General features: G+C 66.6%; 14 protein-coding genes. 12 read left to right on the top strand and 2 right to left on the bottom strand.

Annotated features, from left to right (window positions below; genetic code table 11):
* Positions 1–41 precede the first annotated feature (41 nt).
* The 4 genes from VF536_RS25305 to VF536_RS25290 all read left to right on the top strand — a co-directional run bounded on the left by VF536_RS25305 (position 42) and on the right by VF536_RS25290 (position 4,327).
* Entirely contained in the window at positions 42–824 is a 783-nt protein-coding gene (locus VF536_RS25305) for a 3',5'-cyclic-nucleotide phosphodiesterase (RefSeq protein WP_331617729.1), read from the top strand.
* 286 nt (positions 825–1,110) lie between these two features.
* On the top strand, positions 1,111–1,530 hold the full coding sequence (locus VF536_RS25300; RefSeq protein ID WP_331617728.1) for a pilin: 420 nt from the start codon (positions 1,111–1,113) through the stop codon (positions 1,528–1,530).
* 93 nt (positions 1,531–1,623) lie between these two features.
* The gene (gene tfpZ, locus VF536_RS25295; RefSeq protein ID WP_331617727.1) at positions 1,624–2,433 is read left to right on the top strand and encodes a TfpX/TfpZ family type IV pilin accessory protein; all 810 of its coding nucleotides are present in this window, start codon (positions 1,624–1,626) and stop codon (positions 2,431–2,433) included.
* Positions 2,434–2,512: 79 nt separating this feature from the next.
* Entirely contained in the window at positions 2,513–4,327 is a 1,815-nt protein-coding gene (locus VF536_RS25290; protein ID WP_331617726.1) for a Wzy polymerase domain-containing protein, read from the top strand.
* Positions 4,328–4,370: 43 nt separating this feature from the next.
* Here VF536_RS25290 and moaC read toward each other — a convergent pair whose 3' ends face one another.
* Positions 4,371–4,853 carry a cyclic pyranopterin monophosphate synthase MoaC gene (gene moaC, locus VF536_RS25285; RefSeq protein ID WP_331617725.1) on the bottom strand — a complete coding sequence of 161 codons (483 nt, stop codon included), beginning with the start codon at positions 4,851–4,853 and terminating at the stop codon, positions 4,371–4,373.
* 62 nt (positions 4,854–4,915) lie between these two features.
* On the opposite strand from moaC, the gene VF536_RS25280 reads away from it, so the two are divergent.
* The gene (locus VF536_RS25280; RefSeq protein WP_331617724.1) at positions 4,916–6,631 is read left to right on the top strand and encodes a M48 family metalloprotease; all 1,716 of its coding nucleotides are present in this window, start codon (positions 4,916–4,918) and stop codon (positions 6,629–6,631) included.
* A 60-nt stretch (positions 6,632–6,691) separates the two neighbouring features.
* Here the strand turns inward: VF536_RS25280 and VF536_RS25275 are convergent, their stop codons facing one another.
* A complete protein-coding gene (locus VF536_RS25275) occupies positions 6,692–7,048 on the bottom strand; it encodes a phage holin family protein (RefSeq protein ID WP_088408643.1) in 357 nt (118 codons plus the stop codon).
* 307 nt (positions 7,049–7,355) lie between these two features.
* Between VF536_RS25275 and VF536_RS25270 the strand changes: the two genes are divergently transcribed.
* The 7 genes from VF536_RS25270 to VF536_RS25240 all read left to right on the top strand — a co-directional run bounded on the left by VF536_RS25270 (position 7,356) and on the right by VF536_RS25240 (position 14,981).
* The gene (locus VF536_RS25270; protein WP_331617723.1) at positions 7,356–8,342 is read left to right on the top strand and encodes a TerC family protein; all 987 of its coding nucleotides are present in this window, start codon (positions 7,356–7,358) and stop codon (positions 8,340–8,342) included.
* Positions 8,343–8,678: 336 nt separating this feature from the next.
* Positions 8,679–10,919, top strand: coding sequence for a catecholate siderophore receptor Fiu (locus tag VF536_RS25265; protein WP_331617722.1), 2,241 nt, complete (start codon positions 8,679–8,681; stop codon positions 10,917–10,919).
* A 102-nt stretch (positions 10,920–11,021) separates the two neighbouring features.
* Positions 11,022–11,702: a Fe2+-dependent dioxygenase gene (locus VF536_RS25260; protein ID WP_331617721.1), complete on the top strand. Its 681-nt coding sequence runs from the start codon at positions 11,022–11,024 to the stop codon at positions 11,700–11,702.
* Positions 11,699–12,373 carry a PepSY-associated TM helix domain-containing protein gene (locus VF536_RS25255; protein ID WP_331617720.1) on the top strand — a complete coding sequence of 225 codons (675 nt, stop codon included), beginning with the start codon at positions 11,699–11,701 and terminating at the stop codon, positions 12,371–12,373. The genes VF536_RS25260 and VF536_RS25255 overlap by 4 nt, the downstream gene beginning before the upstream one ends.
* A 99-nt stretch (positions 12,374–12,472) precedes the next feature.
* Positions 12,473–13,018: a DUF2271 domain-containing protein gene (locus VF536_RS25250; protein WP_331617719.1), complete on the top strand. Its 546-nt coding sequence runs from the start codon at positions 12,473–12,475 to the stop codon at positions 13,016–13,018.
* A gap of 44 nt (positions 13,019–13,062) precedes the next feature.
* On the top strand, positions 13,063–13,899 hold the full coding sequence (locus VF536_RS25245; protein WP_331617718.1) for a DUF4198 domain-containing protein: 837 nt from the start codon (positions 13,063–13,065) through the stop codon (positions 13,897–13,899).
* Complete coding sequence (locus VF536_RS25240) at positions 13,896–14,981, top strand: FAD:protein FMN transferase (protein ID WP_331617717.1); 1,086 nt, start codon at positions 13,896–13,898, stop codon at positions 14,979–14,981. The genes VF536_RS25245 and VF536_RS25240 overlap by 4 nt, the downstream gene beginning before the upstream one ends.
* Positions 14,982–15,067 lie beyond the last annotated feature (86 nt).

Raw genomic sequence — 15,067 nt, 5'->3', positions numbered from 1 at the left:
GGCGCTTAGCGTCGCGCCGGGGTACCCCTACAGTCTTTGGCATGAAGATTCGCGTGCTTGGTTGCGCCGGCGCCTTGGCGGCCGGCTACAGGACCACCTCCTTCCTCCTGGACGACGATGTGCTCATCGACGCCGGCAGCGGCGTTGCTGAACTCACCGTGGACGCGATGGTCAAGGTCGACCACATCCTGGTCACGCATTCGCATCTGGACCATGTGCTGGCGATCGGTCTGCTGGCCGATACGGTCCAGCGTCGGCGCGCTCAGGCGGGCCGTCCCCCGGTGAAGGTTCATGCCTTGCCCGAAACCCTGCAGGCGCTGCGTACGCATGTCTTCAACGGTGTGATCTGGCCTGATTTCACTCGCTTGCCGTCAGCTGAGCGGCCGGCCCTGACCTTCCATGAATTCGCCGTCGGCGATCGCATCGATCTGGGCGGCGACCGTCACATCGAGGTCATCAGTGCTGCGCACACGGTGCCGGCTGTGGGATTCGCTGTGGATGGCGGCGCGGTGGGTCACTGGGTGTTCACCGGCGACACAGGCCCGAATCCGGCCCTTTGGCAGCGTCTGTCGGAAATCAAGGTCGCGCACCTGATCATCGAGTGCGCCTTTGGCGACGATGAGTGCGGGCTGGCCGGCATCAGCAAACATCTCTGCCCGACGACGCTTCGCGAGGAGCTTGCAAAGCTCGGTGGCGCGATCGATGTCCACATCACCCACATCAAGCCCGGAGAGCGAGCGGCGGTGATGGATGCTGTCATGGGTCTGCGCACGACGCACAGGATCTCGGCGTTGGAGAACTTCCAGGAGTTCACGCTGGCTTGACGGATTCTCGTTGCCTGAAGCCACTCGCAGCCTGCGCCGGATAACCGCCGCAGGCTGCGTCGCTTTTGGGATGCCGGATCGCCGTGTCAGCGCGATCTGACAAAGCTTGTCAGGGACGATGCAAGTGACGGATTGCGGCGGGCGGCGACTGACAAAAAACGTCACTTGAAGTCGGCCGTTGCTGGCCAGGACGTGAAATCAGGCACAAGTCGAGGACTGGAAAGGGCTGGCACGGGCCCTGCGTACAAGAGCTTCGTCTCTACCCCACTTCCTCACTGGAGTTTCTATGAAGCGCGTTCAACAAGGTTTCACCCTGATCGAACTGATGATCGTCGTGGCGATCATCGGTATTCTGGCTGCTGTGGCTCTGCCGGCCTACTCGGACTACATCAAGAAGACGAAGCTCGCCGAAGTGATGGCTGCCGCCACCGCTCCGAAGGCCGCGATTCAAGAGTACTACACGGTCAAGGCCGCGATCCCGCCGGACGATCAAATCACTGTCGACAAGATCAAGAGCAAGTACGTCACTGGCGCCACTTACGCTGGTGGCAAGGTGACGGCTACCGCTGGCAACATCGGCGACGCGCAGATCGACAATGGTTCGTTCATCGTGACGGCCGTGGAAGTGACCGGTCAAGAAACGCTGAACTGGACCTGCACGACGACGGGCATCGACAAGAAGTTTGTGTCGGCCAGCTGCAAGTAATCTCTCCTCTTCGCAGGATGAGCAACGGGGCTTCGGCCCCGTTTGTCGTTTCCGGGCGCAAAGATGCGCCCGGCAGCGCGTCCCACCCGGGCATTGCTGCCAGAATCCTCGTCGTTCCAGTTCATCGTTCTCTCCGACATGACGCCGACACTTCGCGGCCGCCTGCGCGCGTCCGGCCTCCACCTCATCTCGACCCTCTGCGTGGCGGCGATGGCTGCGGCGATGGTGTTCTTCATCTGGTATCCGTGGCCCTACAGCGAGGTGTCTGGCGGAGTCGGCTTGTTTGTGCTCGTGGTCGGCGTCGACATCGTGCTCGGGCCGGCATTGACGCTCGTGATCTTCGACAACCGCAAACGCCGGGCGGAGCTGTGGCGCGACATGGCAGTCGTTGTCACGATGCAGTTGGCAGGGCTCGCCTACGGCGTTCACACGGTCTACATCGCGCGTCCGGTGGTCCTGGCGCTCGAGGGCGACCGCTTCCGGGCCGTGATCGCAGCGAGCGTTGTCGAAGAGGAGCTGCCGCAGGCGCCAGAAGATCTCAGAACCTTGTCGTTGAGCGGGCCGAAGCTGGTGAATACGCGCGACGCCGGGCAAGGGGATGAGAAGTTTGATGCCATCATGGCTGCGGCTGCTGGGGCGGACCTCGGCATGCGCCCGCGATATTGGCTGCATTGGGATGACAAGGCGCGAGCCGACGCGCGCAAAGTAGGCAAGCCGGTGACTGAACTGCTTTCACGCCGCTCAGCGCAAGCGCAAGCCATCCAGAAGGCGATTGCTCGCACGGGCCGGCCGATCGAGCAGTTGATCTACATTCCGATGCTGGCTCGTCTGACCGATTGGTCGGTGCTACTGGATAAAACCACCGGCGATCCGGTCGGTTTTGTACCCGCGGACGGTTTCTGACACCTCGGCGCAGACGCGTGCCGAAACCGCAAGGCGCGGGCGTTAGAGTTCTGCCCTGTCCCCACGATCCGGACTGTTCATGACGCTCGCCGCGACAGCGCCCGCCGCCGACTTTTCCGCCTCCTCATCCGCGCCGCACTTCCAGGTCCTGACGCTGATCGGCCTGCTGCTCGGCGTGACGCTGGCACCTCTGATCGCCTACAACCAGACGCCCTCCGCCACGCTCTACAACCAGTTGGCGGCTTTTGCGGGGCTCGGGTTGCTCGTTGCCGGCCTGGCCTGGGGACGATCGCTGCTGGCCGGCTGGCGCGTCGACGGTGTTTCCCTCGCCCTGCTGCTGATGACGGGGGTCGCCGTCGCGGCACCGTTCACGCACGGATTGCCGTGGTCGATGGCGCTGACCAGCGTGGCGATGCTGCTCGCCGCGCTCCTGGCGGTACAGACCGGCCGTGCCGTGACGCCAGTCCAACGCGACGGCGTGCTCACACTCTTCTGCGTCGCGCTTGTCGGCGCGGGTCTGTTGAGCGTGGTCGTCTGCATCGTGCAGATGTTCTTTCCGGAACTGGCCAACGGCGTTGTCATCGCCCGTTCGGGTGTCGTGGGAAGCGCCGTGGGCAACATGCGGCAACCCAATCACCTCGCCAGCCTGCTGATGTGGGCCTGCGTTGGTGCGGTCTGGCTGGAGCAGGGCGGCTGGCTGGCCCGGCGACTCGGTAGCACGATGGCGGGCACTGTTGCGCTGTATGTGCTGCTCTTCCTGTTCGTGTTCTGCGTGTTGCTCAGCGGGTCCCGCACCGGCTGGATCGGCATCGCCTTGCTGGTGATCTGGGGGGCGGTCGATTGGCGGCTGACGCGACGTGTGCGAATCGCACTGGGCGCCACGGCGGTCATGTTCGCGATCAGCTGGGGGATGCTGGACCTGTATGCGGCCATGGGCAATCACGCATTTCGGGCGCAATCCCGCTTGTCGGGCGAGGGAGCGGGCTCACCCGCGCGTCTCCTGATTCTCAAGAACGCGCTCGGCCTGCTCACGATGTATCCCCTGACCGGCTCGGGATGGGGCGACTTCAACCTGGCCTGGACCCTGACGCCATTCCCGGATCGGCCGGTCGCGTTTTTTGATCACACGCACAACCTCGAGATGCAACTGCTCGTGGAGATGGGTCTGCCGCTTGGACTGCTGACGCTGGCGCTGCTGTTCTGGGGCTTGGCGAGCGGGCTCTGGCGCGCGGTCAAGAGCGGTCCGGCGGGCCACTGCGCCGGAATGCTCGTGGTCATGATTGGCGTCCACAGCCAGGTTGAGTACCCGCTCTGGTACGCCTATTTCCTTTTGCCCGCAGCGCTGGCCTACGGCTTGTGCTGGCCAGGTAATGGTGGCGCCACTCCGCGGAACGCCGCGGCCCTTGCGCCTGACCCGGCCCGGTTGCCGCGCCGGCGCCCAGGGCTTGCCGCGCTCGGCCTTGCGATCACAGTGGCAGTGCCGCTGGTGGTCATCGATTACCTGCGCATCGTCCACATCTACGCGCCACCTGCCGGCGCCGCATCGCTCGACGATCGCATTGCCGCCGGCCAGCGCTCGCCGCTGTTCGCGTTGCAAGCCGACTATGCCGAGGCGACGGTTCAGCCCCCCGGCGCGGTGGCGCTCGAGGCCTCGCGGCTGACCGGCCACCACCTCATCGACACGCGCCTGCTGATGTCCTGGGCGAAGTCGCTGAATGCGGTGGGGGAGACCGACAAGGCCCGCTATCTGGTGGAGCGGCTGCGTGAGTTCCGCAACGCGGCCAGCGAGGAATGGCTCGCCGAATGCGATGAGGTCGCCACGCTTGGTGCTGCGGCGAAACCGTTCCAGTGCGAGCCGCCTCAGCGGGAATACAGCTTCCGCGAACTGCGCTGATCGTGTCGATGGTGGTGAGGGCGATCAGACGCGCACGGCGCTTTCAGACCTCGGCGTGCCAGTCGCCCGATTTCCCGCCCTGCTTCTCCAGCACCCGGATCTGCTCCATCACCATGCCGCGATCCGCGGCCTTGCACATGTCGTAGACCGTGAGCAGGCCGACGTGCACGGCGGTCAAGGCCTCCATCTCGACGCCGGTGCGTCCCAGCGTCTCGACCTGCGCGATGCAGATCACGGCGTTCGACGATTCATCCAGCTCGAACGTCACGGCGACCCGCGTGATGGGCAGCGGGTGGCAGAGTGGGATCAGGTCGGAGGTCCGCTTCGCGGCCTGGATCGCGGCGATGCGCGCGACGCCGATCACATCGCCCTTCCTGGCGTTCCCATCGCGAATCAGGGCCAGCGTCTCGGCTTTCATCCGGATGCGTCCGGCGGCCCGTGCCACGCGGTGCGTGACATCCTTGCCGGAGACGTCCACCATGTGGGCCTGTCCATTGGCGTCAAAATGGGTCAGTGGCGAGCTCATAAGCGCGGCAACAATCGCGAAACCGAAGAGGCGTCATCATAGTTCCGGCCCCTGGAGATCCCTTGAAGCGACCGAACCCCATTCCCTTCACGCGGCGTTGCCTGGTGGCGCTGCTCAGCGCGGCGCTGCTCGGCCAGGGCGCCGTCGCACAGGTGAACCTGCCGGCCCTGGGCGACTCGGTGTCCGCCGAAGTGAGCATCGGCGCCGAGAAGAAGCTCGGCGACCAGGTCATGCGGCAGATCCGCCCGGACCCGGACTACATCGACGATCCGCTGCTGCTCGAGTACGCGCAGAACACCTGGCAGCCGCTGGTGGACGCCGCGCGTCGACTCGGCAACATCAGCGACGACACGAGCGACCGCTTCGCGTGGGAACTCTTCCTGGTCCGTGACCGGTCGGTGAACGCCTTCGCGCTGCCGGGCGGCTACGTGGGCATCCACCTGGGCCTGATCGCGATGACCGGCGCACGCGACGAGTTGGCGTCGGTGATGGGCCACGAGCTCTCGCACGTCACGCAGCGCCACATCGCACGCAGCATCGTCGGCGATTCCCGCACCAGTGCGCTTGCCACCGTGGGCCTGCTCCTAGGCATCCTTGCCGCTGCGAAGAGTCGCAGCATCGACGGTGCCCAGGCGGCGATCGTCACCAGCCAGGCAGCGGCGGCACAGGCGCAACTAAATTTCTCGCGCGACATGGAGCGCGAGGCCGATCGAGTCGGCTTCCAGGTCATGACCCAGGCCGGCTACCAGCCGGCCGGTATGGCCAGCATGTTCGAGCGCATGGAGCAGGCTTATCACCTGATGGATTCCGGTGCCTACCCCTACCTGCGTAGTCACCCGCTGACCAGCGAACGTATTGGCGAGGCGCGGGCCCGCCTTGGCGTCAAGGGTCAAACCAAGCTGGTCGGCACCTCGGAACACGCGCTGATGGCAGCACGCGCACGAGTGCTGATGGACCAGCGGACAGATCCCTGGCGTGTGCTGCAGGCTCTGGACGGAGGCGTTTGGCAGGAAACCGGAAAGGTGAAGGCGCAAGCGCAGGAGCCAAGGCCTGAACAGGACAATCAGAAAGCGAAGGATTTGGTGCCGGATGGCGACCTCGAGCGGAAATCCGGGCTTGAACAGGTGAAGGAACCGGAACAGAAAAAGGAGAAGGCGCGGCCGAATATCGATCAGTTGACGGCCCGCTACACGAGCGCGCTCGCATCGATCAAGCTGCGCGACTTCTCCCGGGCTGAAGCCACCTTGAAGACGGCCGACGCGTTGGCCGGTCTCCTCGGTGCGGATCCGGGGGCGAAGCGCCTGCTGGTCTACGCGCATGCCGAACTGGAAGTGGCCCGAAACCGCCCTGAGGCCGGCTTCGCGGCGTTGGAGCCGCTGAAGAACGAACGCTCGCGTCCGATGCTGATGATCCGGGCCGACCTGGCACAGGCGGATGCGCGGCCCGAGGTGAAGCGCGACGCGGCTGAGGCCTTGCAAACCTATCTCGCACTGCATGGGCAGGACGCGCTGGCCTGGCAGGAAAGCGGCACCCTGTGGCAGCAGCTGGGCCAGCCGCTGCGCTCGCTGCGCGCGCAGGGAGAGACCCGGGCGGCGCTTGGCGACATCACCGGGGCGATCGATCGCCTCGCCTCCGCGGAGCGCCAAGGTCGCGCCCGGTCGGCCGACCAGTTCGAGGCCTCGGTGATCGACTCACGCTTGCGCGACCTGCGCTACGAGCGCCGCCAGATGCTCATGGAGATGTACCCGCGTGGCGTGCCGCCCGGCGCGGAGCCCTGATCGCCAGGCTTCGAGTGCAAAGGCCGCTCCTCGGAGCGGCCTTCGTCATTCAGGGCGTCGTCATTCGCTGTCGGGGAACAGTCTTTCGATCAGCACGTCGATGGCCATGCCGCACAGCGAGTAGATCAGCGAGCCGATCAAGGCCGCGCCGAAGCCGGCAACGGTGAAGCCGTCCAGCACGCTGGCCGTCGCCCAGAACAGCAGCGCGTTGATGACGAAGAGGAAGAGCCCCAGCGTCAGCAAGGTCACCGGCAGTGTGAGCAGCACCAGCACCGGCCGCAGGATGGTGTTGAACAGGCCCAGCACGAAGGCCGCGATGAGGGCGGTGACGAAGCCCTTCACCTGGACGCCTGGATAGAGATGCGCCACCAGCAGCAGTGCGGCGGCCAGCAGCATCCAGCGGGTCAGCGTTTTCATGCCGCTCAGCATACCGGCACCTGGCATCAGGAAAATACGAAGTTGAAATTGAAAACAACACAGGATAATCCGAACCTTCCGAAGGGGGAGTAGCCGCGCGGCCTTGGCCGCGGCAGACGCCCGTCAAGACGTTGCCGTGAAGGCAGCCGGGCCCTGCACCTGATGCCGGACTCGCCAGGTCCTCCGACCGCGAGCCCGCATCAGCCTTGCAAGACCCTTCGATCGCAACGCGCCGTCCCGAGGCGGCGCGTTGCCGTTGAAACCGGGGTGGCGAATACTTGCCACCCACCTCTTGCAAGGAGCTCTCATGAGCACGATCGTCCCCATGTGGCTGTGGGTGGTATTCGTCGGCATCGTCGTGGTGTCGCTGATCCTGGACTTCGTCGTCCTGCGCAAGCAGGGCGCGCACGACGTGGGCGTCAAGGAAGCGATCAACTGGTCGCTGGTGTGGGTGGCGCTGAGCGTCGCCTTCATGGGCCTGCTCTGGTGGGCCGTGCGCGACGGTACCGGCAGCACGGAGCTCGCCAACACCAAGGCGCTGGAATTCATCACCGGCTACCTCATCGAGAAGTCGCTGGCGGTCGACAACATCTTTGTCTTCCTGATGATCTTCACCTACTTCGCGGTGCCCTCGGCCTACCAGAAGCGGGTGCTCATGATGGGCATCATCGGCGCCATCGTGCTGCGCACGGTGATGATTCTGGTGGGCGGCTGGCTGATCGCGCAGTTCCACTGGATCCTCTACCTCTTCGGCGCCTTCCTGCTGATCACCGGCATCAAGATGTGGTGGGCGGCCGGCCAGGAGCCCGACCTCGAGGACAACCCCGCGCTCAAGCTGCTGCGACGCGTCCTGCCGGTCAGCAAGAACTTCGACGGCGAACGCTTCTTCACGCTGGAGAACGGCAAGCGCATCGCCACCCCGATGCTGCTGGTGATCGCGCTGGTGGGCATGACCGACGTGATCTTCGCGGTCGATTCGATCCCGGCGATCTTCGCGATCACCAACGATCCGTTCATCGTGCTGAGCTCCAACATCTTCGCGATCCTGGGTCTGCGCGCGATGTACTTCCTGCTGGCGGCGATGGCGTCCAAGTTCCATCTGCTCAGCTACGGCCTGGCGGTGGTGCTGGTGTTCATCGGCGCCAAGATGATGCTGATCGACGTGATCAAGATCCCCGTGCTGCTGTCCCTGGGCGTGGTGGTGGCGATCCTGGCGATCACGATGATCTGGAGCCTCAAGACGGCCCCCAAGCTGCCCGAACACGCGGAAGGCAAAGCCGAACCGCTGAACTGACGGATCGTTGACCGGAGCCTTGCTCCGCCATCCCCCTGAACCCGCGCGACGCATGGCGTCCGCGGGTTTTGTGCTTTACAGAACAGAAACAGGGGCGTCGCGCGTTCGCCACGCGGAAAGACCTGGGAAACGCATTTCTTTGACACACTCAAATGAGAATGCTTAGCATTTGTGGCCTTTGAGACCCGTCCGGCCTCAATCATCCGCCACCGCCAGCCAGTCGCGACCAGGGAGGGGCTCCGCCACCGTGCGCCGTGAAGCGCCGGGACGACGCCGCCAGCACGCGCAGCCAGCCGAGCCGATTCCTACAAGAAACTTCTCTCGGAGCTCGATTCCATGTCCCGCTACATCAAGAGCCGCAAACATGCGGTGGCCCCGCTGGCCGCGCTGGCCGCTTCCCTGACCCTCCCGCTGGCCCACGCCGCCGACGCCCCGGCTCCCGCGGACGCTTCGACCGCTTCCGCCGCCGCCGCGCCCTACCTGCCGCAGGTGAAGGTCCAAGGCACTGCGCAGTCCGACTACAAGACCGACAAGAGCGCCTCGTCGAAGCTGACCCAGCCGCTGCTGGAAACGCCCAAGACGATTTCCGTGATCAAGAAGGAAGTGCTGCGCGAACAAGGCGCGGTCTCCCTGGTCGAGGCGCTGCAGAACACCCCCGGCATCACGATGCAGCTGGGGGAGAACGGCAACACCTCCGCCGGCGACACCTTCCAGATGCGCGGCTTCTCGGCCAGCACCTCGACCTTCGTCGACGGCATCCGCGACCTGGGCGCGGTGACGCGAGACGTGTTCAACATCGAGCAGATCGAAGTCGTGAAGGGCCCTGCGGGCGCCGACACCGGCCGTGCCGCCAGCGCCGGCTACATCAACCTGATCACCAAGCTGCCGCAGATCGACAACTCGATCGACGGCTCGGTGACCATCGGCGATGCGAGCCGCAAGCGCGCCTCGGTCGACGTCAACCAGAAGATCTTCGACAACAGCGCCGTGCGCCTGAACGCGGTGTGGCAGGACTACGGCGTCCCGGGTCGCGACGAGGTCAAGCGCAAGAACTACGGCATCGCCCCGTCGATCGCCTTCGGCCTGAACACGCCGACCCGCTTCTTCCTGTACTCGCAGCATCTGCGTCAGAACAACCGCCCGGACGGCGGCATCCCCACCATCGGCTGGCCCGGCTATACGGCAGTGTCCTCCGCGACGGTCACCCCCCCGCAGGCGGCCGCGCTGATGGCGGCCCCGAAGATCGACAGCAAGAATTTCTACGGCAGCGTCCACGACTACGAGGACGTGAAGGCGGACATGGTCACCGCCAAGCTCGAGATGGACATCGGCAACCAGATGACGGTGCGCAACATCTCGCGCTACGGCCGCACCTACATGGACCGCATGGTCACCGGCATCAATGCGATCACCGCGGTGGACCCGGCCGACCGCAGCACCTGGACGATCGCCCGCTCGCGTCAGCGCGTCAACCAGACCAACGAGATCCTCGCCAACCAGACCAGCATCAACACGACGCTGTCGACCGGCGGCATCAAGCATGACCTGTCGACCGGCGTCGAGCTGACGTACGAGAGCCAGGACAACCGCTCGTTCACCGCCGCCGCCGCGCCGGCCGCCAATCTGTACAACCCGAATCCGAACGTCGACCTCGGCGGCTCCGTCCGCAACGTGGCGGGCGACACCTCGGGCAGCACGACCACCACCGCGATCTACGCGCTGGACACGATCTCGGTCACCGACGCGTTGAAGCTGACCGCCGGCCTGCGCACCGAGCACTACAAGGTGAAGTTCTCCAGCGTCGCCACCGGCGCCCTGGACGCCGGCAAGTGGGTCACCAGCTGGAACGTCGCCGCGCTGTACAAGCTGGCCGACAACGGCACGGTCTACGCCGCCGCCGCCAACTCGCTGACGCCTCCGGGCGGCGCGAGCTCGACGCTGGCCGCCACCGGCCAGAACTCGACGGCCGCCGACGCGCAGGAGACCAAGAACTACGAGGTCGGCACCAAGTGGGACGTGCTGAACAAGCGCCTGAACCTGACCGCCGCGCTGTACCGCAGCGAGAACGACGGCCAGGTCAGCGTGGACTCGGTGACCAACGTCGCGACGCAAGGCGGCAAGACCCGCGTGCAGGGGATCGAGCTGGCCGCCGTCGGCCAGATCACCAACTTCTGGCAGATCACCGCCGGCTTCCAGACCATGGACGCCAAGCAGCTGAACCAGCGCACCGCCACGGCCGTGAGCGACGGTGTGCGCTGGACGCCGAAGTGGTCCGCCACGCTGTGGAACTCCTATCAGTGGAACGACTTCACCATCGGCGGCGGCGTGCGCCACACGGCCGAGCAGAAGCGGGTGATCACCGTGGCCGCCGCGCCGTCGAACGGTCTGTCGACGCTGCCTTCGTTCACCGTCGTGGACGTGATGGGCGCCTACCGCGTGAACAAGAACCTCAGCCTGCAGCTGAACGTCACCAACCTGTTCGACAAGGAATACATGTCCTCGCTGAACAACGGCGGCAGCCGCCTGGGGCTGGGCGCTCCGCGCGCGGTCACGCTGATGGCCAACATCGGCTTCTGATCCAGGCCTGACGGTTTGAGGTAGCGTACGCGCGGCCCGTCCCTGTCCTAGCAGGGGCGGGCCGTCGTCCGTCCCGGCCTCCTGAACTGATTCGATCCGGACATGCTTCTTCACATCCCCGAAGTGCTCAGCAAGCAGGACGTGCGCGAGATGCGCAAGCTCCTGGACGCCGCCGACTGGACCGACGGTCGCGCGACCGTGGGCGAGCAGGGCGCGAAGGTCAAGCAGAACCGGCAACTGCCGGTCGAGCACCCCGCCGCGCAAGCGATCGGCGCGCACATCCGCGGCGTGCTCGCGCGGCATCCGCTGTTCCTCTCGGCGGCGCTGCCGCTGCGCACGCTGGCGCCGCTGTTCAACCGCTACGAGGGCGGCGAGCACTACGGCTTCCACATCGACGGCGCGATCATGCGCCAGCAGGGCACCGACCAGCCGCTGCGCAGCGACGTGTCCTCCACCCTCTTCCTGAGCGAGCCCGACGAGTACGACGGCGGCGAGCTCGAGGTCGTCGACACCTACGGCACGCACGAGGTGAAGCTGCCCGCGGGCGACCTCATCGTCTATGCGAGCACCAGCCTGCATCGCGTCACGCCGGTGACGCGCGGCGCACGGATCTGCTCGTTCTTCTGGACGCAGAGCCTGATCCGCCAGGACTGGCAGCGCGCGATGCTGTACGAGCTCGACCAGACCATCCAGAAGCTGCGCGCACGCCTGGGCGACGACGCCGAGACGACCGCGCTCACCGGCCACTATCACAACCTGCTGCGGCTCTGGGCCGAGACATGAGCGGACCCAAGAGCGCGAATTCAAGCGGCCATTCCGGCAGCCATCCCGGCAATGCCGCGAAGCGGTCCGGCTGGCTCAAGCAGTTGCATCAGTGGCACTGGATCAGTTCGGCGATCTGCCTGATCGGCATGATCCTCTTCGCCGTCACCGGCATCACGCTGAACCACGCCGCCGACATCGAGTCCAAGCCGGCCGTCGTCAGCAAGACCGCGCAACTGCCGGACGAGCTGGCCGCGCCGCTGAAGCCGAAGTCCGCCAACGAGCCCGACAGCAAGGCCCCGGTGCCGGCCACGGTGCGCGCGTGGCTGGCCAAGGAACTGGGCCGCGCGGTCGACGTTCGCGAGGCCGAGTGGAACCGCGACGAGATCTACCTCGCGATGCCGCGACCCGGCGGCGACGCCTGGATCCGCATCGCGCGCGACAGCGGCGAGGTCGAGTTCGAGGACACCGACCGCGGCTGGATCTCCTACCTCAACGACCTGCACAAGGGCCGCCATGCCGGCGTGGCCTGGAGCTGGTTCATCGACCTCTTCGCCGTCGCCTGCCTGCTGTTCTCGATCACCGGTCTGCTGATCCTCAAGTTCCATGCGGTCAGCCGCCCCAGCACCTGGCCGCTGGTCGGCCTGGGCCTGGTGATCCCGGCCTTGCTGGCGCTCCTGCTGATCCATTGATCGATGGATCGATGGATCGATTGCCGACGCTTCTTCCGATTTCCTTTCCGCTCCGAGCCGCCGCCAGGATCCTCCCGACCTTCAACCGAGACTTCGACCATGAATCGCTCCGCAAGTCGTACCCTCCTCCAGATCGGTGCCCTCGGCACGCTGGGAACCCTGGCCGTCGGCTCGTCCGCCTGGGCCGCCACCGTCCAGCTCAAGCTGGAAGTGCCGCGCCTGAACGTCGCCGAGTACCACCGCCCCTACATCGCCGTGTGGGTCGAGAAGGCTGGCGAATCCGGTCCCGCCGTCGCGCAGCTGGCCGTCTGGTACGACACCAAGAAGCAGAACAACGCCGGCACCAAGTGGCTCAAGGACATGCGCCAGTGGTGGCGCCAGGGCGGCCGCAACCTGACGGTGCCCGCCGACGGCGTCACCGCCGCCACGCGCGCGCCGGGCGAGCACGCGATCACGCTGGACACGAGTGCCGCGCTGGCCGCGTTGCCGCCGGGCAACTACGAGGTGATCGTCGAATCCAGCCGCGAAGCCGGCGGCCGTGAAGTGCAGCGCCTGCCGCTGACCTGGCCGGTGAAGGCTGCCGCGACGGCGAAGGCGCAAGGCGAGCACGAGCTCGGCGCGCTGGAACTGACGGTCAAGCCCTGATCGCACCGCGACAGGCTCCACGACAAGACACGGAGGAACCCACCATGATGAAGACTTCGATTGCTTCCCGGATCGCTCCGGTTGCGCTGGCCGTCGCCGCGCTGCTCCCGCTGGCCGCGCACGCGCACATGACCTGGCTGCTGCCCAACAAGGCGGCCTTCGACGGCAAGGAGCCGGTGGCCTCGTTCGACGCGGCCGTCTCGGAAGACCTCTTCAACTTCGAGCGCGCGCTGAAGCTGGAGACCGTGCGCATCACCGCGCCCGACGGCAAGACCGTCGATGCCGAGAACCGCAGCGCCGCCCGCCACCGCGAGAGCTTCGACGTGAAGCTGACGCAGGACGGCACCTGGCGCGTCAGCAACGTCAGCCAGTCGCTGATGGGCGCGTACAAGCAGGGCGGCGAGACCAAGCGCTTCCGCGGCACGAAGGAGAGCTTCGCCAAGGACGTGCCGGCCGATGCCGAGGTGACCGCGCTGACGGTGATGAGCAATCGCCAGCAGACCTTCGTCAGCAAGGAAGAGGCCGGGAAGGTCGATTTCAAGCCGGAGGGCGACGGTCTGGAACTGCTGCCGCTGGGCCCGGTCACCGACCTGAGCCACGGCGACAAGACGAAGTTCCGCCTGGTGCTGGACGGCAAGCCGGCCGCCGACGTGCAGCTCAAGCTGATCCGCGAAGGCAACCGCTACCGCTACAAGTTCGGCGAGGTCGAACTCAAGTCCGATGCGAAGGGCGAGTTCACCGTCCAATGGACGGAGCCCGGCCGCTACTTCATCGGCGCGAGCACCGGACCGGCGCGCGGCCCGAACACGCCCACCGGCACGCGTGAAGCGCCGGTGCAGCGCGCCAGCGTGAGCGCCACCTTCGAGGTGCTGCCGAAGTGAGCGTGACCAGCGGGACGATGGCGACGCGGGGCGCGGGCACCGTGCTCGAGCCGCGCGTCCTCGTCCCGCTGCGCATCACCGGCGAACCGCCGGCGCTCGGCCAGACCGTGCATGCGCTCGCCGGGGAGACCATGGGCACGACCTGGTCCGCGCGCTTCATCGGTCCGTCGGGGCTTCGCCTCGCCGCGATCGAGACAGCCATCCTGCACGTCTGCGACGAGGTCATCGCGCAGATGAGCGGCTGGGACGCGGGCTCCGACCTCAGCCGTTTCAATCGCGCGGCGGCGGGTACCTCGTGTCCGTTGCCGGACGGTTTCGCCACCGTCGTCGACGCGGCGCTGCGTATCGCAGCCGGGAGCGACGGCGCCTACGACCCGACCGCCGGCGCGCTCGTCGCGCTCTGGGGCTTCGGGCCCTCGGGCGCGACCGCGCTCGCGCCACGCCACGACGCGCCCGACTTCCACGCACCGACCCCCGAGGACTGCGATCGCGTCCATTGCGGCTGGGACTCGCTGCCGTGGGATGCCGGTCGCCGCGTGCTCATGCAGCCTGGCGAGGCGACGCTGGATCTGTCGGCGATCGCCAAGGGCTTCGCGGTCGACCGCGTGTCCGCGGTCCTGACGGCGCTCGGTCTGCCGGACCACCTCGTCGAGATCGGCGGTGAACTCCGCGGTGCCGGGCTCAAGCCCGACGGGCAACCGTGGTGGGTCGACCTGGAGCCGCCCGCCGCCGATTGCGGCCTCGCGCCGGTGCGCATCGCGCTGCACGGGCTGTCGGTCGCGACCTCCGGCGACTACCGGAAATTCTTCGACGAGGCCGACGGGCCTCGGCGTTCCCACACCATCGATCCGCGCACGCGGCGGCCGGTCGAGCACGGACTCGCGTCGGTCACCGTCGTGCACGACAGCGCGATGTGGGCCGACGGCTGGTCGACGGCGCTGATGGTGCTCGGGCCGGACGACGGCCTCGCGCTGGCCGAACACCTCGGTCTCGCCGCGCTGCTGGTGCGGCGTCGCGCGCCGGCCGACGGCGGCGGATTCGAGGAGCGCTTCTCCACCGCGATGCGCGCACTGATGCTCTGATGGCTGCGATCCTGTCCCGACCCGCGGCGGCGCTGCTGCTGATCGCGTGCTACCTGCTGATGTGCGCCGCCGTGTGGTGGCGGCAT

Origin of the sequence: Roseateles sp. (genome assembly GCF_036486225.1) — a bacterium.
Taxonomy (GTDB): Bacteria; Pseudomonadota; Gammaproteobacteria; order Burkholderiales; family Burkholderiaceae_C; genus Roseateles.
This window is presented reverse-complemented; position numbering and strand designations above follow the sequence as displayed.